We start from the raw sequence: 21,136 nt of genomic DNA on the forward strand, positions 1-21,136 counted from the left end.
TCCCGTCCGTCCCCGGCTTCCGCGCCGCTGCCCCTCTCCCGTCGTCCGGGGAGAGGGGCAGCGGCAGTGGCGGAGGCCGTTGCGGAGGCGGGGCAGGTCGGGGCAGGTCAGGTCAGGGGGCGGTGCCCCAGGCGAGGGTGGAGCCGGTGAAGACGCCGATCCTCGGGGCGTCGGCGAAGGCGGTGTTGGCGGAGCGGCTGTAGTCGTCGCTCTCCTGGAACGCCGACCAGTCGCTCTTGTTGAGCCGCAGCTGGATCTCGCCGGTCGTGGCGCCCGCCGCGAGGCTGCCGCCGCCGAAGCCGACCTCCAGGTAGTGGCCGGCGCCGGTGACCGGCGTGCTCACCGGCCGGACACGGTGCGTCACGTTGCCGCAGCCCAGCACCGCGTAGTCGCAGGCGGTGCCGAAGGTGCTCGCGCCGCCGTCGGAGGTGAACCAGTAGCGTGCCGTGACCGTGGACAGGTCGATCGCGGCCGAACCGGTGTTGACCAGGCGGAGGGACATCCGGATCTGGTTGTCGGTCGGAGAGCCGTCGGTGTTGCGGTACTCGGCCTTGAGCGCTCCCGTTCCGGTGCCGCCGCCCGCCTCGGTGGTGACCTGCGCGGCCGGGGCCCCTGCCGAGACGTTGCCCGCCGCGTCCTTGGCCCTGACCGAGTAGCTGTAGGCGGTCGAGGCCCTCACGCCGTTGTCGGTGTAGGTCGTCGCGGCCGTCGTGCCCACTCGGGTGCCGTCACGGAGGAGGTCGTACCCCGTGACGCCGGTGTCGTCCGTGGACGCCGTCCAGGCGAGCGTGACGCTGCTGCTGGACTTGGCCGTCACGCGCAGGTTGGCGGGCACGGTCGGCGCCTGGGTGTCGTCCTCGCCTCCGCCGCCGTCCAGCGGCGGGTGGGCGTTGCGGAGCAGCTCCTGGAACTGTCCGGAGAACCAGTGCCCGGCCACCGGGGAGTCGGGCAGCGCACCCGTGAGGTTGAAGCCGTTGCGGCCGTTGCCGGTGTACGTCGGATCGCACATCCGGTCGAAGCCCTTGCCCTCGTCGTTGTCGACGGGCTTGCTGCTGCCGTCGGACTCACCCGGGGGCTTGGCCCAGACGTAGGCGTCGATCCCCGGCTCGGGTGCGGCCGTGGGACGCTCGCCGATGCCCGCGCCGCTCTGGTTGCACCAGTTGCCGGCGTGGATGCGGCGGTCGGTCCGGCCACCGTCGACATAGGCGTCGGCGCTGGTCAGAGGGCCGGGGCCGGCGGGCCGGGCGGAGCCGCCCCAGCCGTTGCGGGCGGTGTCGATGAGCATGCCGATGTCGGAGGAGAAGCCCTGGCGGACCAGTTCCGTTCGCAGGGCCTTCGCGAACGAGAGTTCGTCCACGTAGTAGTTCCAGTCGACCCAGCGCGACTGGCGCACCGTGGTCCCGTTCACGGAGTCGGTCACCGCGAAGTGCGGCTCCTTGAGCGCCGAGTAGTTGGCCGTGTTCACGATGAAGCCGTGGACGTCGGAGACGGTGGCGCCCTCCGTCGTCGCGGCCTTCTTGAACTGCTGGGCGGCGGGGACGAAGTTGGAGTCCCAGCCGAGCCAGCCGTGGTGGGCGGCGTCGACGTAGTTGTAGACGTTGGGCAGGGCGCCCAGGGTGTGCAGGGCGTATCCGATGCCCTTCTCGTAGTTGCCGTTGGCCTTCATCGTGGCGCACTCGGGGGTGGAGCCGGCGGTCCCTCCGGCGTTGGTGACGAGGTTGGGCAGCGAGTCCGGTTCGATGAGCGTGACGATGCGCAGGCTCGCGTAGGCGGGGTCGCCGAGGATGCCGGCGATGGGGTCGATGTAGTCGTCCTTGTAGCGGCTCAGCTCGGTGGGGCCGAGTTCGCCGTTGGACGCGAGGGCGGCGCAGTCCCGGCCGGGCAGGTTGTAGATGACGACCTGGAAGAGGTCGGCTCCCTGGCTCACGGCCGTGTCGAGGTGCGCGCGCAGGCCCCGCGCGCCGGGCGTGCCGCCGATCGCGGCGATGCGGTCCATCCAGACGAACGACGGCTCGTCCGCGATGACGTCGCCGCCGGGCTCGGCGGCGGCCCTGGCGGACCAGTCGGGGTTCACGTAGGCGGTGGCGCCGGCGTAGGGGTTGTCGACGCGGGCGGCGGCGGCCGACGCCTGTCCGGGTACGGCCACGGCGAGTGCGGCGCCCATGACCAGGGCGGACAGTGCGGCGGCCGCTCTTCTGCGGAGTGCGTGCGGGGTGGTGCCTCTGATTCTCATTGCGGCTCCGTGCTCCTCTCGTACGTCCGTCGGGGGTATCGACGGACGGGTTCAGGGGTCCGTGACGCTCGGGAGGTAAGGGATCCAGCTGGGGAAGCGTGCGTGTGGGAGCGCTCCCAAACTGGCGTGGCATTCGATGGCTGTCAAGCGTTGCAGCGCAATAACGTTGCATGGAACGGCAGTTGACGGGAGTTGGAGCGCTCCCATCAACGACCGGGGAGGCGGCGTGCGTGCATCACCGGTCGGGTTCGCGTCGACGATTGGCCGACTACCGACTTGCGGGGTGCGCCAGGGGCCGCCGCGGAAGAAGACGCCGTAACGCTGGTCTAGGCCAGGCCACGTCCGTCCCCCTATCCTCACCTGTAGCCGGTGACACACCAACTCCCCCACCCAGGTTGCCTGCCGGCTCGTGCCCCCCACGCAACTCCGCTCGAAGCAGCCGGGTGACCTCCCCCCTTCGCCGCCTCCAGGAGGCCACGGTGAAATTTCGCACCAGAAGCTCGGCGATCATCGGCACGCTCTGCCTCGTCACGTCACTGGCGCTGGCCACGGCGTCGGCCGACGAGCCCGCCGAACCGGTCCAGCCGGTGACCGCGTCCCTGACCGAAGTGGCCAGGGCCCAGGGGCCGTCCGCCGGAGCGGCCGGACCCGGTGACACCCTGTGGATCGCCGAACGCGCTGGAACCGTAAGGGTCCTGGACGATCAGGGCCTCGGCGCACCCGTGCTCGACATCTCCGACGAGACCACCACGGACGGCGAACGCGGCCTGCTGGGCATCGCGTTCGACAAGGCCTTCGAGCACTTCTACATCTCGTTCACGGGCCTCGAAGGCACCAGCACGGTCGACGAGTTCGCCGTGGAGGACGGCCGGCTCCAGCCGGACACCCGGCGGACCGTCCTCACCCAGACGCAGCCGTACGCGAACCACAACGGCGGGGACATCAAGTTCGGTCCCGACGGCTATCTGTACATCGCCTTCGGTGACGGCGGCTCCGGCGGCGACCCGCACGGCAACGGGCAGAAGCTCGACACCCTGCTCGGCAAGCTGCTGCGGATCGACCCGAGCGGAGGCGAGCCGTACGCGATCCCGGCGGACAACCCCTTCGTGGACGACGCGAACGCGAAGGACGAGATCTGGGCGTACGGGCTGCGCAATCCGTGGCGGTTCTCCTTCGACGCCGGCACGGGCGACCTGCTGATCGGCGATGTCGGTCAGAGCGACTGGGAGGAGGTCGACTGGGCCCCGGCGGACAGCAAGGGCGGTGAGAACTACGGCTGGGCCTCCATGGAAGGAACCCACCCCTTCCGCGGCGGCACGGAGCCCGCGAACCACGTCCCGCCGGTCCACGAGTACGACCGGACGGGCCTCGGCTGCTCGGTGACCGGCGGATTCGTCTACCGCGGCGACGCGCTCCCCGGCCTTCGGGGGAGCTATGTGTTCAGCGACTACTGCGACGGCACCCTGCGTACGCTCCAGTTGGAGAACGGTGAGGTGACCGGCGTCGGCGACCTCGGTGTCAGCGGCGGCGAGGTGATCTCGTTCGTCGAGGCCGGTGACGGCGAGCTGTACGTCCTCAGCAGCAACGGCGTCGTCTCCCGCGTCGATCCCGCGTGAGCCGCTGAAGCACCCGGGAGGCCGGCCGCGCGCCCGGGCAGGGACCCGCCGATCATGATGACCGGCGGGCCCCTGCCCCGTGGTCCGGCCGTACGCGGGAGAGCCCGGGCCACGATCTCGCGGCAGGCTCCCCGGCGCCCCCGACGCGCCACCGCGCGCTCGTCACGGGAGGCTCCGTCCGGGCGGAGGCGGGCGGTTCGCCTTCTCCGCGCCTTCGCCGCGCTGATGCCCGCGGCGGGCGTCCCGGTCGAAGACGCCCAGCAGCTCGCACGGCCCGCCCTCGGCGCCGATCGCGTGCGGGAGCATCGTGGGGAACTCCGCCGCCTGGTTCGTCTCGATCCGCAGGCGTCGGTTGCCCAGGAGCAGGATCGCGGTGCCGGAGAGGACGACGAGCCACTCCCTTCCCGGATGCGCGCGCAGCCGGGAGGGGTTGTCGGGCGGCGGCTCGGTCAGACGCTGACGGATGACGGTCATGCCGGGCTCCGCCTTGATGGGCCACCGCAGCTGACCGTGGGCTCCGTCGATCATCGGGTTGGAGACGACGTCGTCGGTGGCGGTCTCGACCAGTTGGTCGAGTGAGGTGTCCAGGGCGCGGGCGAGGGTGACCAGTTGGTCCAGCGCCAGCCGGCGCCGGCCGTTCTCGATGCGGCTGAGCGTGGACTGACTGACCTTCGCCCGGGCGGCCAGCTCCTCCAGGGACCAGCCCTGGGCCAGACGGAGGGCGCGGATGCGTTTGCGTACCAGACCGTCCAGCTCACCGTCGTCTTGCGTCATGAGCATGAGCCTATGCCATGGAGGCAGTGAGCACCCGGCCCTGTCGCGCCATGAGTGAACCGTGCGCCACAACCGATCGTTGACCCCGAGCGTGCGCACGGCCCGACAGGATCGCGATCGCACAACCGAGTCATCGGTGGGCCACAACCCATGGTTGTGGGCGCATAGGGTTCAGGTCGTGGACATCGAAGCCGTGCGCACGTTCGTCACCGTCGCGGACACCGGGCAGTTCCAGGAGGCCGCCGTGGACCTGCGCGTCAGCCAGCAGGCCGTCTCCAAGCGCGTGGCGGCCCTGGAACGCGTGCTCGGGGTGGCGTTGTTCGTGCGCACCGCCCGCGGAGCGCACCCCACGCCGGACGGGCAGGCCTTCCTGCCCCACGCCCGCGAGGTCCTGCGGGCCGTGGAGCGGGCCGCCGCATCGGTACGCCCCGGTGACCGGGCGCTGCGCGTGGACGTGCTCCACCGGCGTATCGCCCCGGCGCTGGCGGTTCGCGGCTTCTACCAGGCCCACCCCGGCACGGACCTGGACGTGGTGACGCTCGCGGACACGAACGTGACCGGGGCGGCCGAGGCGCTGCTGGCCGGCGAGATCGACGCGACCTTCCGCGCCGTGCCCGCGGGCGCCCTGCCCGAAGGGATCAGCGCCGAACGCGTCCTGGACGATCCGTTGCAGCTCCTCGTCGGACCGCGCCACCCGCTGGCCTCCGCCCGGTCGTCGGCCCCGGCGGACCTCGCCGGGCACCGGATCTGGATCCCGGGCATCAAGCAGGGAACCGAGTGGGCCGCCTACTACGACCGGCTCGCGGAGGACTTCGGTCTGCGCATCGACGCGGTCGGGCCCGACTTCGGGACCGAGGCGCTGATGGACTCGATCGCCGAATCCGCGGCGCTGGCCACGCTCATCGGCTCCCGGGACCGGTACGTGTGGCCGGCCGCCCACGATCTGCGGCGGATTCCGGTCGTGGGCCCGACTCCGGTCTATCCGCACGCGTTCCTGTACCGGACGGGTAACCCTCACCCGGTGCTGGCGGCGCTGCGCAGGCACCTCGTGCGGGTACGGCCGGAGCCGCCGGCCGACACGTGGACTCCGGGCCGGGCCCGCTGACGCCGGTCGGCGAACGTGACCCGCCCGCTGGTCCTCCGGGCCGGCGGTCGCCGTTCCGCGCGGCGAGCGGCCCCGGCTCAGGGGCGTCGGGTGGGGACGGGCCGGAGCCCGGGCCAACGGGCCAGCATCTGCCGGCGCATGTCCGCGCAGAGCGTGCTCAGCCCGCTCAGGCCATCGTGGCCGGCGGTCATGCAGCCGACGACACCCAGCCGGTGGACAAGACGTTGCCGGGCGGTCACGGTGCCCCACTTCCAGTCGCGGACCGGGATCCGGGCCAGGTGATCGGCGCCTTGGCGGTCGGCTCTCGGGACCAGGGCGTCACCCCGGATCAGCCAGCCCGCGCAGGAGTCGGTGAGGTCGTCGTGGAGTTCGTCGCCGGTCTCGGCGCGCCATGCCGTGCGGTAGGCGGCCTCCGCCCGTTCCAGCAGCGGGACCGGCGCCGCGGTGACACACCAGCAGGTCGGGAAGCCGATACGCAGGTAGGCGAGTTCCACCAGCCCGCTGCCCAGTGAGGCCTGTTCGAAGTCGATGAACCGGGTCCCGCCGGTGGTGTGCAGGTCGTTGCCGGGGCACGGGTCGCCGTGGAGCAGCGCGTGCCCGGGCGTGCGGGCGAGCCGGTGCACGAGGTCGTCGAGCCGGCCGGGCACTCCGGGAGGGACGGGGGCGTCGAGGGCCGTGGCCAGCCGGAGGAAGGAGGCGGCGTCGGCAGCGTCCGGGCCCTGCCAGCGGGGCAGCAGTCCGGTGTGCTCGGGGCGGGCGACGGCGTGCAGCCTGGCCAGTGCCGCCGCGTAGTCCACGATCCAGTCGCCGGAGGGGTGTCGGTGGTCCAGATGCTCCAGGACCAGCACCCGGTCGTCGGGGGCGGTACCCAGCAGCGCGGGCACCACAGCCGGTTCTGCTCCGGCGGCGAGCCGCAGAGCGGCCAGTTCACGGTCGTACCGCTCGTCGGCGTCGGGGCCGTCGACCATCTGCTTCACCACCACGGGCGCCCCGGCCGTCTCCACCCGCCACACACGTGAGCGGGGGCTGCTGCTCAGTCGTCGGGAGCGCCCCGGAGCGCCCAGTGCGGCCCGTAACGCGTCCCCCCACGGCAGTCGCGCTCTCATGCGGCCATCCTCGCACGGAGCCGTGTCCCGATCCGTGGAACGCCCGACCTCCGAGACATGGCCCGACGCGTCCCGGGAGCCGCTGCCGGCGCCGTACGGTACGGCGTCGGCCGGCCCGTGCCCGCGTCCGTCGTCGGGCCCCGCGTTACGGCGGGGGCACGGCCGACACGTACGGTTGGGCAGGTGAACGAACCGCTCGAAGCCGTGACCGGATCCCCTGCGGAGGAACGCGTCCGGGCCACGACGACCCGCGTGTTCCTTGCGCTCGCGCCGCCCGACGACGCGAAGGACGAGCTTTCCCGGGCGCTGCGCCCGGCCTACGACGCCTATCCCCGCATGCGGTGGAACCGTATCGAGGACTGGCACATCACCCTGGCGTTCCTCGGGGAGCTGCCGGTCACCGCCGTCCCGCCCCTGATACCTCCGCTCGCCGGGCTCGCGGCGCGGCGACGGCCCCTGCGGCTGGCGCTGCGCGGCGGCGGGCACTTCGACGAGCGGGTGCTGTGGACCGGCGTCACGGGCGACCTCGAAGGGCTGCATCACCTCGCCACCGACGTACGCGTCCTCGTCCGGGAGCGCGGCGTCTCCTTCCCCGAGCGACCGCTCCGGCCCCATCTGACGCTGGCCCGGTCCCGCCGGGGCGACCACGCGGCCACGGTGGAGGCCGCGACGGGGCTCGCCGCGTTCGCCGGCCGGAGCTGGGAGGCCGGGCGCCTCCACCTGGTCGGCAGCAACATCGGCCGGGGACCGGGACCGATCCACTACCGCGACATCGAGGCGTGGGACTTCCGCCACGGAGCGGACGGGACCTGAACGAACGCCCCTCAACCGCGTTCGCAGCGTTTCACGGCGGTCGCGGCGCTAACCGAGGACGAACGGGAGAGCGGCTGCCAGGTCGCCCAGTTCGCGCGTCTCGGCCTCGGTCGGGGCCCGGCGCCCGGTGGCGACCAGCAGTACGTCCTCGTCGGAGAACGACGCGGGGAACGCGGTCCCGCAGATCCCCTCGACCATCTCCCTCGACCGGGCGAGCCCCTCCGGGGGCGGTCCTGCCGCGTCCGGGAGGTGGCTGACCAGGTCGAGGTGGTGCAGCGTCCACTCCAGTACGTACACGGAGAGGAAGTCGCCCGCGGTGAGGACCTCGCCGCAGGTGCCGACCCGGAGGCCGGGATCGGCGAGCCGGGCGGCGCGGCCCGCGGCGGAGCCCACGTCGTCGAGGTGGAACGTGAGCAGGCCCGGGTCCTCGTAGGCGGCGGCCAGCCGCACGGTCAGGGCGTCGAGCCGGTCGTCACCCGGGGGCGGTGTGCCGGACACGGTCCAGTAGGTCAGCGCGTCACGGGTCGGCTCCGTCTCCGCGGGCGTCACCAGGGTGATCAGGACGTCCTGTGCGTCGATGATCAGGTGGCACACCAGATCCCGAACGAGCCAGCCCGCGCAGCCGGATGGCCGTTCGAAGTCCTCCGCGGGAAGTCCGGCGACCGTCGTGCGCAGCGCTGTCCACGAGCGTGAGAAGAGATCCACGCCGATAACGGTAGTGCGGTCCGGGCGCGAGCGAGTTGGACGGTGTCCGCTGACCGCCGTCAGGCGCTTCCGTGTCGCCCGTCCTCGTGTCCCTCGCTCTCGTGTCGCCCGTTCCCGCGTCGCCCGGGCCGGTCGTGCGACAGCAGGAACTCGGTCGCCCGTGCGATGGCCTCGGCGGGCGTGCCGTGGACGGCCTCCGACTCGTCCTCGCTCAGGTCCGCGGCCGTGGCGGTGTACCACCAGGCGTCGGCGCCCGGATCGTGGTGAATGACGGCGTCGCCGCCCGCGTAATGGAGCGGAATGGACTCGCTGGCGGACTTCTTGGGCACCGCGTGCGGCCACTTGAGGCGCGCCGACTGGCGCTTGATGCCGCCCCAGGCCGCGCCGAGCTGCGCATAGCTGGACCCTCCGCGTCCGGCGACGGTGGCCGCGCTCTCGGCGAGCCGGTCGACGGACCGCTTGGCTTCGTAGAGCGACCGCAGCATCGCCAGCTGAACGTCGGGCGCGGGCATGAGGGCCGCGTCGAAGGGCTTGCCTGCCGCGCGGTAGGCCTGCGCACGCGTCGAGATCCGCTCTGCCAGCGAACGGGCCGCGGCGAGCACCTGCTCGTCCATGGCGAACGCGTCGTCGTCGCACGGCTCGTTCCAGGCGGGATCCACCGAGGTCAGGACCGTGGCCCAGAAGTTCTCATCGCTCCGGTCAGGGGTCGGGATCGCCTTCACATCATCCATGCGACAACTTTAACTGTCGCGAGATTGACAGGCAAGAACATATGTCACTTCGGTCAATCGACAGCATTACTTGTCAAGCGAGCCGTAACTGTACCTTCCATAAGGTACAGTTACGGCGTCGGATCGGCTCTCGCAGTGAGGCTCACCAGGAATGATCATCAGCACGAAGCGGCGGTGGCTGCTCCTGGCCGTGGTGAGCGCGGGACTCCTGTTGATCACGCTGGACAACTCCATCCTGTACGCGGCGCTGCCGACGCTCGTGGAGGATCTCGGCGCGAGCAGCTCCGAGGGGCTCTGGATCATCAACGCCTACCCGGTCGTGATGGCCGGCCTGCTGTTGGGCAGCGGCACGCTCGGCGACCGGGTGGGGCACCGGCGGATGTTCCTGATCGGCCTCGTGGTCTTCGGAGCCGCCTCGCTCTTCGCCGCCTTCTCCACCAGCCCGGAGGCACTGATCGCCGCGCGGGCCTTCCTCGCCGTAGGTGCGGCCGCGATGATGCCCGCCACGCTCGCCCTGATCCGCGTCACCTTCGACGACGAGCGCGAGCGCAACATGGCCATCGCGGTCTGGGGCACCATGGCGGTCGTGGGCAGCGCGCTGGGTCCGATCATCAGCGGAATCCTGCTGCAGCACTTCTGGTGGGGATCGGTCTTCATCATCAACATCCCGGTCGTCCTCGTGGCGGTCGTGGCCACGCTGTTCGTCGCCCCGCGAGACACCCCGGACCCGTCCAAGCGCTGGGACCTGCTCTCCTCACTCCTGGCGCTCGTCGCCCTGGTCGGCCTCGTCATCGCGATCAAGGAGACGGCGAAGGCCGGCCCCGCTCCGGCCGTCATCGCCACCGCCGTCCTCGCCGCCGCGATCGGCGGGTGGGCTTTCGCCCGACGCCAGCGCCGCCTGCCCTACCCCCTGCTGGACTTCGCGATCTTCCGCAACCGCGCCTTCCTCGCAGGGGTGCTGGCCGCCGGATTCGCCCTGTTCGCCATCGCCGGCGTGCAGCTCGTCACCACCCAGCGCTTCCAGCTCGTGGAGGGCTTCACCCCGCTGCGGGCCGGGTTCCTCGTCGCGGCCGTCGCCCTGGGCGCGTTCCCCACGGCGATGCTCGGAGGCGCGATCCTCCACCGGGTCGGCCTGCTGCCCCTCATCACCGGGGGCCTGGCCCTGGGGGCCGTCGGCACCGTGCTGGTGCTCATGAACTTCGCCACCAGCATGGGTCTCCTCATCACCGGGCTGATCATCACCGGCAGCGGACTCGGCGCGGCCATGTCCGTCGCGTCCAGCGCGATCATGGGCAACGTCCCGGCCCGCAGGGCGGGCATGGCCTCATCCGTCGAGGAGGTCTCCTACGAGTTCGGCAGCCTGGTGGCGGTCGCCCTCCTCGGCAGCCTGCTGACCGCCGTGTACTCCGCGACCATCGACCTCCCCGCCGGGGTGCCCGAGCGGGCGCGCGACAGCCTCGACAGCGCGCTCGCCCTGGCCGGGGAAGGGGCGGAGACCAACAGCGCGCTGGTCACCGCGGCGTCCGAGGCCTTCGACGGCGCGTACCTCGCCGTGATGATCGTGGTCGCCGCCGTGCTCGCCGTCGGCGCCCTCGCGACCGGTGCCCTGCTGCGACGCCGCGGCCCCGGCTCGGCACTGTCCGGCCCCGCGCACCACTGAGTTTCGTGCACCACTGAGCTTCGTGCGCTACTGGGCTTCGCACCCCAGCGGCCTTCGTACACCATCGGTCTCCGGGCACCCACCCGTCTCCGGACACCACCGAGTCCCGCACACCACCGACCCGACGGCACGGGAGCAGCTCATGCGCACCAGCAAACGGACCCAGATCCTCGAAGCGGCCACCCGTGTCGTGCAGCGCGAAGGCGTCAAGAGCGTCACCTTCGACTCCGTCGCCGCGGAGGCGGGACTGACGAAGGGCGGCCTCCTCTACCACTTCGCCTCGCGCGACGACCTCGTCCAGGCGATCCACCAGCATCTGGCCGACCGGTGGGAGGCCGACCTGGTCGCGGCGGCCGGAAAGCCCGCGGCCGAGGCCACTCGGGGGGAACGGCTCGCCGCCTACACCCGGGTCGCCATCCAGAGCGCCACGCGGGCAGAGCTCCTGCTGATGCTCGAAGGCTCGACGAACACCGCGCACGCGGCCGTATGGGAAGCCGTGACGGAACGGTGGGCGCCGTCCCCGGCTTCGGCGGCCGACGATCCGGCCGCGCTCGACCGGTTCATCGTCCGCCTCGCGGCCGACGGCCTGTGGCTCTACGAATCCCTGAGCACGGAGCGACTGGACCCCGACATGCGACGGGCCGTCGCCGACCGCATAGCCGACGCCCTGACCCACCGCGACAGCTGATCGCCGGTCCCGCAGGCCCCCGGCCGGCTCAGTAGGCGTCGGCAGCCTCGCCCAGCGCGGCGGTGAGGCGGCCCAGGACTTCCTGCAGGCCGAGAACCTCGTCCAGGGAGAGACCGGTGGCGCCCAGCACGCCACGGGGAACGGACAGTGCGAGCTCACGCAGTCGCGCGCCCTCGTCGGTCAGGTCGATCAGGACGGAGCGCTCGTCCTCGCGGCTGCGGTCACGCCGGACCAGTCCGGCCGCCTCCAGCCGCTTCAGCAGCGGCGAGAGGGTCCCGGAGTCCAGACGGAGGCGCTCCCCGATGTCCTTGACCGGCTGGGGTCCGTGCTCCCACAGGACCAGCATGACCAGGTACTGCGAGTAGGTGAGGCCCAGGTCCTTGAGAGCCTGCCGGTAGAAGCCGCCGAACGCGCGCGACGCGGCATGCAGCGAGAAGCAGACCTGGTGGTCCAGTCGCAGCAGCTCCGCGTCGGGGACGCCGGAGAGATCGGGCGAGGCGCCCGGGGCAGTGGTCATGAGAACCAGCGTACCGCCGACCACGCCATTGAGTTGTGCACAACTCAGTTGTGTGCAATCTTTTCTCCTGTCGCCGCGACCATCCGGGTCGGGGCCCCAGTGGAGGATCACCCATGGACGCGTTGTACACCGCCGCCGCCACCGCCAACGGCCGCGAGGGCCGTGCCGTGAGTTCGGACGGTCAGATCGACCTCCCCCTCGCCATGCCCCCGGCTCTCGGCGGCAACGGCCGGGGCACCAACCCCGAGCAGCTCTTCGCCGCCGGCTACGCCGCCTGTTTCGCCAGCGCGATGGCCGCGGTCGGTCGCGAGATGAAGGTCGACACCAAGGACGCCTCCGTGACCGCCGAGGTCTCCATCGGCAAGGACGGTGACGGCTTCGGGCTCTCGGTGGTCATGCGCGTGGAGCTCCCGGACACCCTCGCGGGCGAGGCCGGGCGCACGCTGGTCGAGGCCACCCACGCCTACTGCCCGTACTCCAAGGCCACCCGGGGAAACATCGACGTCGAGCTGGTCGTCGAGTAGTCGACACGCCCCCGGGCCACCCCCTCCTCCGCTCCGGTCGTCACCCCTTCAAGCGGGCCAGCACCGCGGCCACCGCTCGGTGCACGGCCTCGCGCGCCCCGTCGGTCGGATCGAGGGTCTCGAAGCCGTGGCGTCCCTCCGGTACGTCGACGACCTCGACGTTCGCTCCGCAGCGGGCGGCCTCGGTGAGGAACTCCTCGACGGTCGCGGCGATCTCGGCGTTCTCGCGTTCCGCCCGCACCAGCACGACGGGCAGCCGACCGGCCCGGGAGACCGCCCGGACCGGGTGGAACCGGGTGGCGCCCAGCCCCCAACTCGGCAGCGGCGACAGGATCGGGTAGTTCGCTGCCACGCAGCGCAGCCACCGCGGCGGGTCCGTCAGCCAGTCCGCCGCGAGCGGTCCCCCGCCCGAGAAGAACCACAGGGCGATCCGGTCCGCGTCCACCCGTGGATCGGCGCGCACCCGCTCCACCGCGTCGGCCACGTCCGCGGCGGCCACCTCGTAGTCGGTGACGGCGTGCAGGCGGTGGTCCAGCACCACGCCCACGGCCCCGTGCCCCGCGACACGGCGCGCGTATCCCGTCAGGGCCGGCCAGTCCCGGGGCGTGGGCCGCGCCGCGGCGGGCACCGGTCCGCCGTGCACGAACACCACGGCCGGGTGCGGGCCCGGACCGTCCGGCAGGTACAGGTCGGTGTTGCCGGTCCGCTCGCGGGGCCTTTCGGGCACGTCGAGGAGGAACGGCCGTAGATGGGCGGGGGTACGGAAGTCGTCGGCGGGGGCCAGTCGGCGCCCTCCGCCGGACGCAGCCTCGATCAGGGTCTCGGCCAGCGCTGCGGGGCAGGACAGCATCGGCCAGTGGCCGGTAGGCAGTTCGAGGAAGGGCACCCGGGCCTCGGCCAGGGACCGGAGGGCCGGATCGCCGACGTCCACCATGATCTGGAGCATCTCGACACCCGGCCCGTTGCCGGTGCACAGCACCCCGGTCACGGGCACGTCGGCCACGGCTCCGGTGAGCCGCAGCGGTTGGAGCAGCGTGCCCAGCGGCTGCGGCGCCGCGAGAGCGGTGAGCCCGTCGAGCGTCGCCGCGGAGAGCCCCGCGGTGCTCCCCCACCGGGACCACGCGTCCCGGGCCGGGGGCGGAAGCTCGCCGCCGGCGCCTCTCACACCGCTTCCGGCGGCGAGCTCCATCACCTCCTCGCGCACCCCTGGGTCGGGCACGGCGGCCAGGGCGGGTGCTCCGTCACGCGGCATGCCGGCGTCCAGGTAGACGATCCGGGCGATCGCCCCGGTCCTCCGGTCGGCCGCGCCGAGCACCGGGTGGATGCCGTAGTCGTGGCCGACGAGCACGATCTCCCGGCCGGGCTCCGCGACCACCGCGTCGATCACCGCGAGCACGTCCGCGACATGGGTCTCCAGGTCGACGGCCTCGCCGGGACCTCCGGGGCGTCCGCCGAGCGCGGTGAGCGCCACGGTTCGCACCTCGGCGCCGTCCGCGGTCAGCAGGGCGGCGGTCTCCCGCCACACGTGCGGTCCGGTGAACGCCCCGGCCACCAGGATGAATACGGTCATGGCTCCTCCTCGTCACGGTTGTCTCCCGCGCACCGGCCCGATCTCCCGGCAGCGCTCGCCGATACCGTAGGAACTCCCCCTGGTGGAGGTTCAAGTGTTCTCGTCGTACGACGGTCTGTGCACCATCGGCGAACTGGCCGGGCACACGGGTGTGAGCGTCAGGACCGTCCGCTTCTATTCGGACCGAGGGCTGCTCCCGGAGGCGTCCCGCAGTGCCGGCGGACACCGCAGATACGCCCCGGAGGCCGTGGAGCGGCTGCGGATGATCCGCGCCCTGCGCGGCCTCGACCTGCCGGTTGCCGAGGTGCGGCGCATCCTCGACGAGCAGGACGCGCGGGACGCCGGGGCCGGGGAGGGCGGTGCGTTGGAGGATGCCGTGGCCGGCCGGCTGCGCGCCCTGGGCTCCGAACTCGCCGCGCTGCGCTGGCGGGAGGCCGCGCTCAGGCTGGTGCAGGAGAGCCCGCCGGCCGAACGGCCCGCCCGGCTGCGGCTGGTCGGTGCGGTCGCCGCCCCGCCGAGCACCGCCTCGCTGGCCCGCTTCTGGCGCGCGTGGCTGCCGGCCCGTATGCCCGCCCGGTCGGTCACGGCGTTCCTGGAGGCGGCGGTGCCGGATCTGCCCGACGACCCGCGGCCGGCCCAGGTCCTCGCCTTCGCACGGCTGCACGCCTACGTGACCCGTCCCTGCGACGGCGGGGGCGGCCGCTACCAGCCGCGGGCGCACGGCGTCGCGGGAGCCCGCGCGTCGGCCGTGCTGTACGCGGGTCTCGCCGAGGCGTACGACCTGGCGGGCGGGGAGCTGCGCCGCGATGCGGAACCGGGCCCCGGGGAGGCGCTGGACGGGTTCGTGGACGCGTACGCGAGCACGTACGGCACCTCCGACACGGCCGCCTTCCGCCATGTGCTGGCCGGACGGCTCGCGGACGATCCGCGCATCGACCGCTACTGGGAGCTGACGGCCGAGGTGATCAGCGCCCCCGGCGGCCGGCCCGAGCCGACTCCGGGCTCCGCGCACGACTGGCTCCTCGCCTCCCTGCAAGCGCAGTTGGAGGCGGTGGACGGCGTCGACGTGCGGGAGGGGGCCGCTTCCGAGGCGCCCTCGCCCGGATCGGAGGCGCCGGGCGGTGCGCGGGCCGTGTCACCCCGGTGAGCGGGACGGTTCGCGCTCCGCGACCGCCGTGTGCAGGAACTCCCGCAGGACCAGAGCCGCCGCGAGCGGCGTGTCGGGCAGCGCCACGTGCACGGTCCGGCGCAGGGCGGGGTCGGTGAGGGGGCGCAGCACGAGTCCGCCGGGGACCGCCGGCGCCGCCAGCGAGGGGACCAGGGCCACGCCGAGGCCGGCGACCGCGTAGCCGAACTTGCCCGCCCATCCGCCGATCCGCATGACGCTCTGCGGGGTGAAGCCCGCTCGGGCGCAGGCGTCGGCCAGCATCGTGGGGCGGTCGCCGTACGCGCTCTGGATCCAGGTCTCGTCGCGGAGTTCGTACAGGTCGACGGCTTCGGCCCCGGCCAGGGGATGGCGGCGCGGGAGGGCGACGAGCAGTTCGTCCTCGCACAGCACGGTGGTCGTGATCCCCTCGGCGGAGGGCAGGCCGTAGGGGTAGTCGCTCACGACGGCAAGGTCCAGCGTGCCGTCGGCGAGTTGCCGCATCAGCGTGCCGGTCGGGCCTTCGGCCGCCACCACCTCGATCCCCGGTCGGGCGTCCTTGAGGGCTCGCAGCGCGGTCGGCAGGAGGGCGATGCTCGCGGTGGCGAACGCACCCGTGTGCAGCGGGCCGCCGTCTCCGGCGTGCAGCACGGCGAGGTCCCGCTCGGCCCGGGCCAGGCGGTCGAGCACGTCCACTGCGTGCCGGTGCAGCACCCGCCCGGCGGGAGTGAGCCGTACACCTCGCGGGAGGCGTACGAACAGCGGTCCGCCCGCCCGCTTCTCCAGCGCGGCGATCCGACGGGACACCGCGGACTGCGTGTAGTCGAGCCGGGCCGCCGCCCGCGTGAACGATCCGGTCCCGGCCACGGTGACGAGCAACCGGAGCGATTCGTTCTCCCACATGTCTTCCCCCTGCCGCCGCGCACGTCGCCCGGACACCGGCATTCTCCCCGATCGCATTCCGGTCGCGCATGGGTCCGATGCGATTCGGTCGCTGGTGTCATGTCTCGGGCCCCCATAGCGTCGGGTCCGCGGTGGCGCCGAGGGACGGTCGCGCGGCCGTCCGGGACCCGCCGCTCGCTCGGCCGAGAACGCGCGGGCCCGGTGGCTTCGATCCCGAGAAGGCGGTTCATCGTGCGGCAGACCCGGAGCGGACCTGAGTTGGGGCAGCGGATCGGCACGTACCACGCCGTGGGGATCGTGGGCGCACTCGCCCAGTTCGCGGTGCGGACCGTCACCCTGCTGGTGGTCGTCCTGATCGTCGCGCTGGTGTGGATCAGGCCGAACTCCGCGCTGCTCAAGGGAGCCGTGGCCGCGACCGTGGTGCTCGTCCTGTTCGGACTGCGGCTGGTGTGGCGCCTCGTCACCGCGCGGTACGGCGGCAACCGGTGCCGGCTGCACCAGGGAGGCATCGCCGTCACCGGCCCGCTCGGCGGAGTGCGGGACGCGGTGGCCTGGCGGGAAGTGACCGGTCTGCGCCGGACGAGCAGCGCCTCGCTCCTCATGGCATCCCACCGTGTCGAGGTCGGGAGGCGCGGTGGGCCACCCCTGACCTTCACGGCGCTGGGCCTCGAACCCGCCCTGATCGGCGTCCTGTTGAGTCTCGCCGCGCGCAACGGACTGGAGTAGGCGACCGGCCCGGTCGCGGCGCTCAGCCGGCGGCGTGCGGCCCGAAGCGCTCGGGGTCGAGCGTCGCCAGCAGTGAGGTGACCACGAGATCGGTCGACGCCGCCATGTCCACGGATTCCGGCGACAGGAGCCACTGGACCTGCAGACCGTCCATGACCGCGATGATGGCGTTGGCCGCGTTGTCGGTCAGGTCCGCCCGGCCGGCGGGCGGTGCGCAGGCCTCGCGCAGCGCGTCGGCGACGAAGGCGCGCAGCCCGTGGTAACGGTCGCGGAAGTAGTCCTGGGCGGGGTGGTCGTCGGTGACGGACTCCGCCGAGAGCACCGCGTACAGCCGGACGATGCCCTCGCGCTCCGCGTTGCGCAGTGCGGTGTCCACCAGGTGGCGCAGGAAGTCCAGCCCCTGAGGGCGGTCGGGACCCAGGTGCTCGATGTCCCGCTGGTCCCGCAGTTCGAGCACGCTCGTGAGCAGAAGGGCCTTGGAGCGGAAGTAGTGCAGCACCCCCGCCTGCGTGAGACCGACCCGGTCCGCGATCTCGGCGAGCGAGGCGTTGTTGTAACCACGGGCGGCGAAGGCGTCCATGGCGATGGCCAGGATGTCCTGCTGCCGCTGCCGGGCTTCCGGGCTGCGCGGTGTACGGGGCTTGGCCGGACCGCGCGCCGGCCTGCTCACTGACTGGTTGCTCACCGGTTCACCTTAAGCCTGCCGGAGCCCCGGTGAAGATCTTCCGGGCCCGAGGGGGAGAACACCGGAGCAGAGCACTTACTAACCACTTAGTGGGTGTGCTTTCATGCCGTTGTCCCGCCCTCTTGTCACCGGCACGCCCGGAGCGAGGCGTCCGCCGCGCCCTCCGTCGGCCGGGGTGCAACCTGTCAGCAGGTACGAACCCGAGGAGAGCCGCAACCATGCCAACCTCCACTCGCCCGCGTTCCGGAGCGCGCGCGGCAGTCGCCGCGCTGGCCCTCGCCGTGGCCGCACTCGGCGTCCACGGCGCCGCTGGAACCGCCCGGGCGGCCGACCCGGCCGCACAGGTGTGGGTCACCACTCCGGACGGCTCCAAGAAGCTCAGCCCGGACGGAACCGTCCCCTTCACCGGGACCCCGCAGGCGGTCGACATCCGTATCGACGCCGCGGACAAGGGCCAGAGGTTCACCGGCGCGGGGGCCTCGGTGACGGGCGCGTCCGCCCATCTCCTCCAGAGCCTCCCCCAGGCTCAGCGCACCACGGTGTTGCGGTCGCTCTTCTCCACGGAGGGCGACGGCATCGGGCTCAACTACCTGCGCCAGCCGCTGGGAAGCACCGATTTCGACGCGAACGCCGACGCGTACACGTACGAGGACACCCGGGGAGCCTTCTCCATCGGCCGGGACCGGAGCCAGATCGTCCCGGTCCTGAAGCAGGCCACCGCCATCAACCCGGCCATCCGGTTCATGGGCTCGCCCTGGTCGCCGCCGGCCTGGATGAAGACCAACAACTCGCTCAACGGCGGAAGTCTGCGGCCCGAGCACTATCTGGCGTACGCCGACTACCTGGTCAAGGCGATCAGGGCGTACGGCCAGGAGGGCATCGCCCTCACCGACCTCACGGCGCAGAACGAGCCGGAATTCGCGACCAGTTACCCGTCCATGAGCATGACCCCGACCCAACAGGCCGACTTCCTGCGGGTCCTGGACGGGGCGCTCACCGCGGCGAACCTGCCGACCAACATCCTGGCGTACGACCACAACTGGGACCATCCGAACTATCCGCTCGACGTCTTCGCACGGACGGGCGGCATCCAGCGGATCATCGGCGCCGCGTTCCACTGCTACGGCGGAGCACCCGCGGCCCAGAAGCAGATCGCGGACGCCGGGAAGCGGGTCTTCTTCACGGAGTGCTCCGGCACCGACAGCGCGAACCCGGCGACGACGTTCGGCGACACGCTCACGTGGCACGCCGAGAACCTCGTGGTGCGGAACATGCGCAACGGCGGAGAGACGGTCATCAACTGGAACCTCGCCCTCGACCGGGACGGCGGCCCCCACCAGGGTCACTGCACCAACCGCTGCAACGGCGTCGTGGAGATCGACGGAGGCCGGGTCACCCGCAACGCCGAGTTCTACGTCCTCGGCCATGTCTCCAAGTTCGTCGAGGCGGGCGCGACGCGGATCGGCTCGACCAGCCAGGGCGCCGGCGGGGTACAGAACGTCGCCTTCCAGAACAGCGACGGCAGCCGCGCGGCCGTGGTCGTCAACACCGGTTCCGGAGCGCAGCGGTTCTCGCTGACCGACAACGGCAAGTCGCTCGCGTACACCCTGCCCGCCGGGGCCGTCGCCACCTTCGCCTGGGACGGGAGCGGCGGTACGACGGAGCCGCCCGCGGGCTCCATCGACCCCGCCGCGTGGTATCAGGTGCGGAACGCCGGCAGCGGGGCCTGCCTCGACGCGGCCGACTGGGGTACGGCCAACGGCACCGCGCCCCAGCAGTGGGCCTGCGGGACCGGGGCCAACCAGAGCTGGCAGTTCCGGCCGACCGACGGCGGCCGCTACCAGGTGGTGAACCGGCACAACGCGAAGGTCTGGGACGTCGACGGCGGTTCCGGGGCCACCGCCGACGGCACCAGGGTCCATCTGTGGTCCTACGAGGGCGGCCTCAATCAGCAGTGGCGGCCGGAGGCACTGGGCGGCGGGCAGTACCGCTTCGTCGCCCGCCACAGCGGCAAGTGCCTCGGGGTCGACAACTCCTCGACGGCCGATGGGGCCAGGCTGTCCCAGCAGTCCTGCTCCGGCTCCCCGGCCCAGGCGTTCACCCTGACCCGCTGACGCGGACGACCAGGACCGCGGCGGCTCTCCGGACGGGGAGGGCCGCCGCGATGCGGTTCCTCGGCGACGAACACACAGCGGCGCACTCCCGACACCGACACCGACACCGACACCGACACCGACACCGACAGGATCGGGCGCGCCGCACGCCGCTTGCGCCCGACGCGCCCCCATATGCTTCACCTTCTGCCAGTTCGCCCGCTTCAGGAGGTCCCGTGCCGGCCGCCCGCGCCATGTACTGCCACACGTGCGATTCCGATGAGCAGCACCGTTCCCTCACCGCCGACGAGAAGACCTGGCTCCGCGGCCGGACGGGCCGCCGGAGCGTCGACGAGTTCTTCATGTGCCAGGCGCCGAGCTGCCGCAATCTCCGCAGCGGTTTCAACAAGCACCCGTTCGACCCCGTGATCCGCGTCCCCCTGCCGGACTGAGAACGGCTCGGGGCCGCCGTACGCGGGCCCGGCGGCACGGGCCTTGTCAGTATCCAGAATCCTGTTTACTGTTTGATTCGTGAACGACCTCGACGACCGCCTCCTCACGCGCAACGGCCTCGCCGCCCGGCAGCTGGCCGTCCTGCTCCTGCACCACGAGCCGGACACCCGGCTGCCCCGCGTGCGGGACTTCGCCGAGGAGCTGGGCTGCGGGAACGGAACCGTCCAGGCTGCCCTCCAGCTACTGGAGGAGGCCGGGGCGATCTCCACGACCGCCCGCGGCCACCTGGGGACCTTCCTGGTCCGCTCCGACCGCACCGTCCTGTGGCGGCTGTCCGGCCTCGGCACCCTGCTCGCGGCCATGCCGCTCCCCTACTCCCGCAGGTACGAGGGGCTCGCGACCGGACTGCGCAGCGCCTTCGAGGAGGCGGGCGCACCGTTCGCGATCACCTTCATGCGGGGCGCCGGGGCCCGCACGGCCGCCCTGCTGGAGGGAAAGGTCGACCTGGTGGTGCTGTCGCGCTTCGCCGCCGACCAGCTGATCGCCGAGCATCCGGTGGAGCTGGTGGCCGACCTCGGCCCCGCCACCTACGTCGGCGCGCACGGCATGCTCGTACGGCACGGGGCGGACCTGGCGGCGCCGGGGCTCCGGGTGGCGATCGACCACGCCTCGGAGGATCTGCGCATGCTCGTGGAGCGGGTGTTCGCCGGCCGGGAGGACATCGAGTGGCGGGAGGCCTCCTACATGCAGCTGCACGACCTGTTCGCACGGAACGAGGTGGACGCGACCGTCTGGAACCTCGACGAGGCGCAGGACCGGCTCGGGCTCGGCGTCGACGTGGTGCCGCTCGGCGACGAGGTCACCCGGGAGCTGGCGCTGCGCAACTCCACCGCCGCCGTGATCGGGCGGACCGAGGGAGCGAAGGCGCTCGCCGCGGTCCGCGAGTCGCTCGACCTGTCGACGGTGACGCGGCTGCAGAGTGAGGTGCTGCGGGGGGAACGCGTCCCCTCGTACTGACCCGCCGCCCGGCCGCCGCGGCACGGAGGTCCGGAGCGTCGCACAGCCTGAAAATACAGAATCCTGGTTATTG

The 21,136-nt window shown here is 72.4% G+C and carries 20 protein-coding genes; 11 read left to right on the forward strand and 9 right to left on the reverse strand.

Annotation, left to right across the window (positions count from 1 at the left end; all coding sequences use genetic code 11):
• Positions 1-112: 112 nt before the first annotated feature.
• A complete protein-coding gene (locus tag OG245_RS01170) occupies positions 113-2,233 on the reverse strand; it encodes a glycoside hydrolase family 6 protein (RefSeq protein WP_371621655.1) in 2,121 nt (706 codons plus the stop codon).
• Positions 2,234-2,712: 479 nt separating this feature from the next.
• Here OG245_RS01170 and OG245_RS01175 point away from each other — a divergent pair, with 479 nt between their 5' ends.
• Positions 2,713-3,849: a sorbosone dehydrogenase family protein gene (locus tag OG245_RS01175; protein WP_371621656.1), complete on the forward strand. Its 1,137-nt coding sequence runs from the start codon at positions 2,713-2,715 to the stop codon at positions 3,847-3,849.
• Between the two features lie 162 nt (positions 3,850-4,011).
• Here OG245_RS01175 and OG245_RS01180 read toward each other — a convergent pair whose 3' ends face one another.
• Positions 4,012-4,623 carry a helix-turn-helix domain-containing protein gene (locus OG245_RS01180; RefSeq protein WP_371621657.1) on the reverse strand — a complete coding sequence of 204 codons (612 nt, stop codon included), beginning with the start codon at positions 4,621-4,623 and terminating at the stop codon, positions 4,012-4,014.
• A 178-nt stretch (positions 4,624-4,801) separates the two neighbouring features.
• On the opposite strand from OG245_RS01180, the gene OG245_RS01185 reads away from it, so the two are divergent.
• The gene (locus OG245_RS01185; RefSeq protein ID WP_371621658.1) at positions 4,802-5,728 is read left to right on the forward strand and encodes a LysR family transcriptional regulator; all 927 of its coding nucleotides are present in this window, start codon (positions 4,802-4,804) and stop codon (positions 5,726-5,728) included.
• Positions 5,729-5,805: 77 nt separating this feature from the next.
• Here the strand turns inward: OG245_RS01185 and OG245_RS01190 are convergent, their stop codons facing one another.
• The gene (locus OG245_RS01190) at positions 5,806-6,834 is read right to left on the reverse strand and encodes an aminoglycoside phosphotransferase family protein (RefSeq protein ID WP_371621659.1); all 1,029 of its coding nucleotides are present in this window, start codon (positions 6,832-6,834) and stop codon (positions 5,806-5,808) included.
• Between the two features lie 183 nt (positions 6,835-7,017).
• Here OG245_RS01190 and thpR point away from each other — a divergent pair, with 183 nt between their 5' ends.
• Positions 7,018-7,647 (forward strand): RNA 2',3'-cyclic phosphodiesterase, encoded by a 630-nt coding sequence (thpR, locus tag OG245_RS01195; RefSeq protein WP_371621660.1) that lies wholly within the window; start codon positions 7,018-7,020, stop codon positions 7,645-7,647.
• Positions 7,648-7,695: 48 nt separating this feature from the next.
• Here thpR and OG245_RS01200 read toward each other — a convergent pair whose 3' ends face one another.
• Entirely contained in the window at positions 7,696-8,352 is a 657-nt protein-coding gene (locus OG245_RS01200; RefSeq protein ID WP_371621661.1) for a maleylpyruvate isomerase N-terminal domain-containing protein, read from the reverse strand.
• Between the two features lie 59 nt (positions 8,353-8,411).
• Positions 8,412-9,083 carry a hypothetical protein gene (locus OG245_RS01205; protein WP_371621662.1) on the reverse strand — a complete coding sequence of 224 codons (672 nt, stop codon included), beginning with the start codon at positions 9,081-9,083 and terminating at the stop codon, positions 8,412-8,414.
• A 151-nt stretch (positions 9,084-9,234) separates the two neighbouring features.
• Here OG245_RS01205 and OG245_RS01210 point away from each other — a divergent pair, with 151 nt between their 5' ends.
• Positions 9,235-10,743, forward strand: a complete 1,509-nt coding sequence (locus tag OG245_RS01210; RefSeq protein ID WP_371621663.1) for an MFS transporter — start codon at positions 9,235-9,237, stop codon at positions 10,741-10,743.
• A gap of 142 nt (positions 10,744-10,885) precedes the next feature.
• On the forward strand, positions 10,886-11,431 hold the full coding sequence (locus OG245_RS01215; protein WP_371621664.1) for a TetR/AcrR family transcriptional regulator: 546 nt from the start codon (positions 10,886-10,888) through the stop codon (positions 11,429-11,431).
• 28 nt (positions 11,432-11,459) lie between these two features.
• On the opposite strand, the gene OG245_RS01220 is transcribed toward OG245_RS01215, so the two are convergent.
• Positions 11,460-11,948, reverse strand: coding sequence for a MarR family winged helix-turn-helix transcriptional regulator (locus OG245_RS01220; protein ID WP_371621665.1), 489 nt, complete (start codon positions 11,946-11,948; stop codon positions 11,460-11,462).
• Positions 11,949-12,061: 113 nt separating this feature from the next.
• Between OG245_RS01220 and OG245_RS01225 the strand changes: the two genes are divergently transcribed.
• The gene (locus OG245_RS01225; protein WP_371621666.1) at positions 12,062-12,472 is read left to right on the forward strand and encodes an Ohr family peroxiredoxin; all 411 of its coding nucleotides are present in this window, start codon (positions 12,062-12,064) and stop codon (positions 12,470-12,472) included.
• 40 nt (positions 12,473-12,512) lie between these two features.
• On the opposite strand, the gene OG245_RS01230 is transcribed toward OG245_RS01225, so the two are convergent.
• On the reverse strand, positions 12,513-14,042 hold the full coding sequence (locus tag OG245_RS01230; protein ID WP_371621667.1) for an alpha/beta fold hydrolase: 1,530 nt from the start codon (positions 14,040-14,042) through the stop codon (positions 12,513-12,515).
• Positions 14,043-14,136: 94 nt separating this feature from the next.
• Here OG245_RS01230 and OG245_RS01235 point away from each other — a divergent pair, with 94 nt between their 5' ends.
• On the forward strand, positions 14,137-15,189 hold the full coding sequence (locus tag OG245_RS01235) for a MerR family transcriptional regulator (RefSeq protein ID WP_371627771.1): 1,053 nt from the start codon (positions 14,137-14,139) through the stop codon (positions 15,187-15,189).
• On the opposite strand, the gene OG245_RS01240 is transcribed toward OG245_RS01235, so the two are convergent.
• Positions 15,178-16,089: a LysR family transcriptional regulator gene (locus OG245_RS01240; RefSeq protein ID WP_371621668.1), complete on the reverse strand. Its 912-nt coding sequence runs from the start codon at positions 16,087-16,089 to the stop codon at positions 15,178-15,180. The genes OG245_RS01235 and OG245_RS01240 overlap by 12 nt on opposite strands.
• A gap of 231 nt (positions 16,090-16,320) precedes the next feature.
• On the opposite strand from OG245_RS01240, the gene OG245_RS01245 reads away from it, so the two are divergent.
• Positions 16,321-16,815: a hypothetical protein gene (locus OG245_RS01245; RefSeq protein WP_371621669.1), complete on the forward strand. Its 495-nt coding sequence runs from the start codon at positions 16,321-16,323 to the stop codon at positions 16,813-16,815.
• Positions 16,816-16,837: 22 nt separating this feature from the next.
• On the opposite strand, the gene OG245_RS01250 is transcribed toward OG245_RS01245, so the two are convergent.
• Entirely contained in the window at positions 16,838-17,500 is a 663-nt protein-coding gene (locus OG245_RS01250; protein ID WP_371621670.1) for a TetR/AcrR family transcriptional regulator, read from the reverse strand.
• A gap of 218 nt (positions 17,501-17,718) precedes the next feature.
• Between OG245_RS01250 and OG245_RS01255 the strand changes: the two genes are divergently transcribed.
• The 3 genes from OG245_RS01255 (at position 17,719) to yhfZ (ending at position 21,063) form a co-directional block, all read left to right on the forward strand.
• Positions 17,719-19,614, forward strand: coding sequence for an RICIN domain-containing protein (locus tag OG245_RS01255; protein ID WP_371621671.1), 1,896 nt, complete (start codon positions 17,719-17,721; stop codon positions 19,612-19,614).
• A gap of 233 nt (positions 19,615-19,847) precedes the next feature.
• Complete coding sequence (locus OG245_RS01260; RefSeq protein ID WP_371627772.1) at positions 19,848-20,045, forward strand: hypothetical protein; 198 nt, start codon at positions 19,848-19,850, stop codon at positions 20,043-20,045.
• A 79-nt stretch (positions 20,046-20,124) separates the two neighbouring features.
• Positions 20,125-21,063 (forward strand): GntR family transcriptional regulator YhfZ, encoded by a 939-nt coding sequence (gene yhfZ, locus OG245_RS01265; RefSeq protein WP_361332533.1) that lies wholly within the window; start codon positions 20,125-20,127, stop codon positions 21,061-21,063.
• Positions 21,064-21,136 lie beyond the last annotated feature (73 nt).

Source organism: Streptomyces sp. NBC_01116 (assembly GCF_041435495.1).
Lineage (GTDB): Bacteria > Actinomycetota > Actinomycetes > Streptomycetales > Streptomycetaceae > Streptomyces.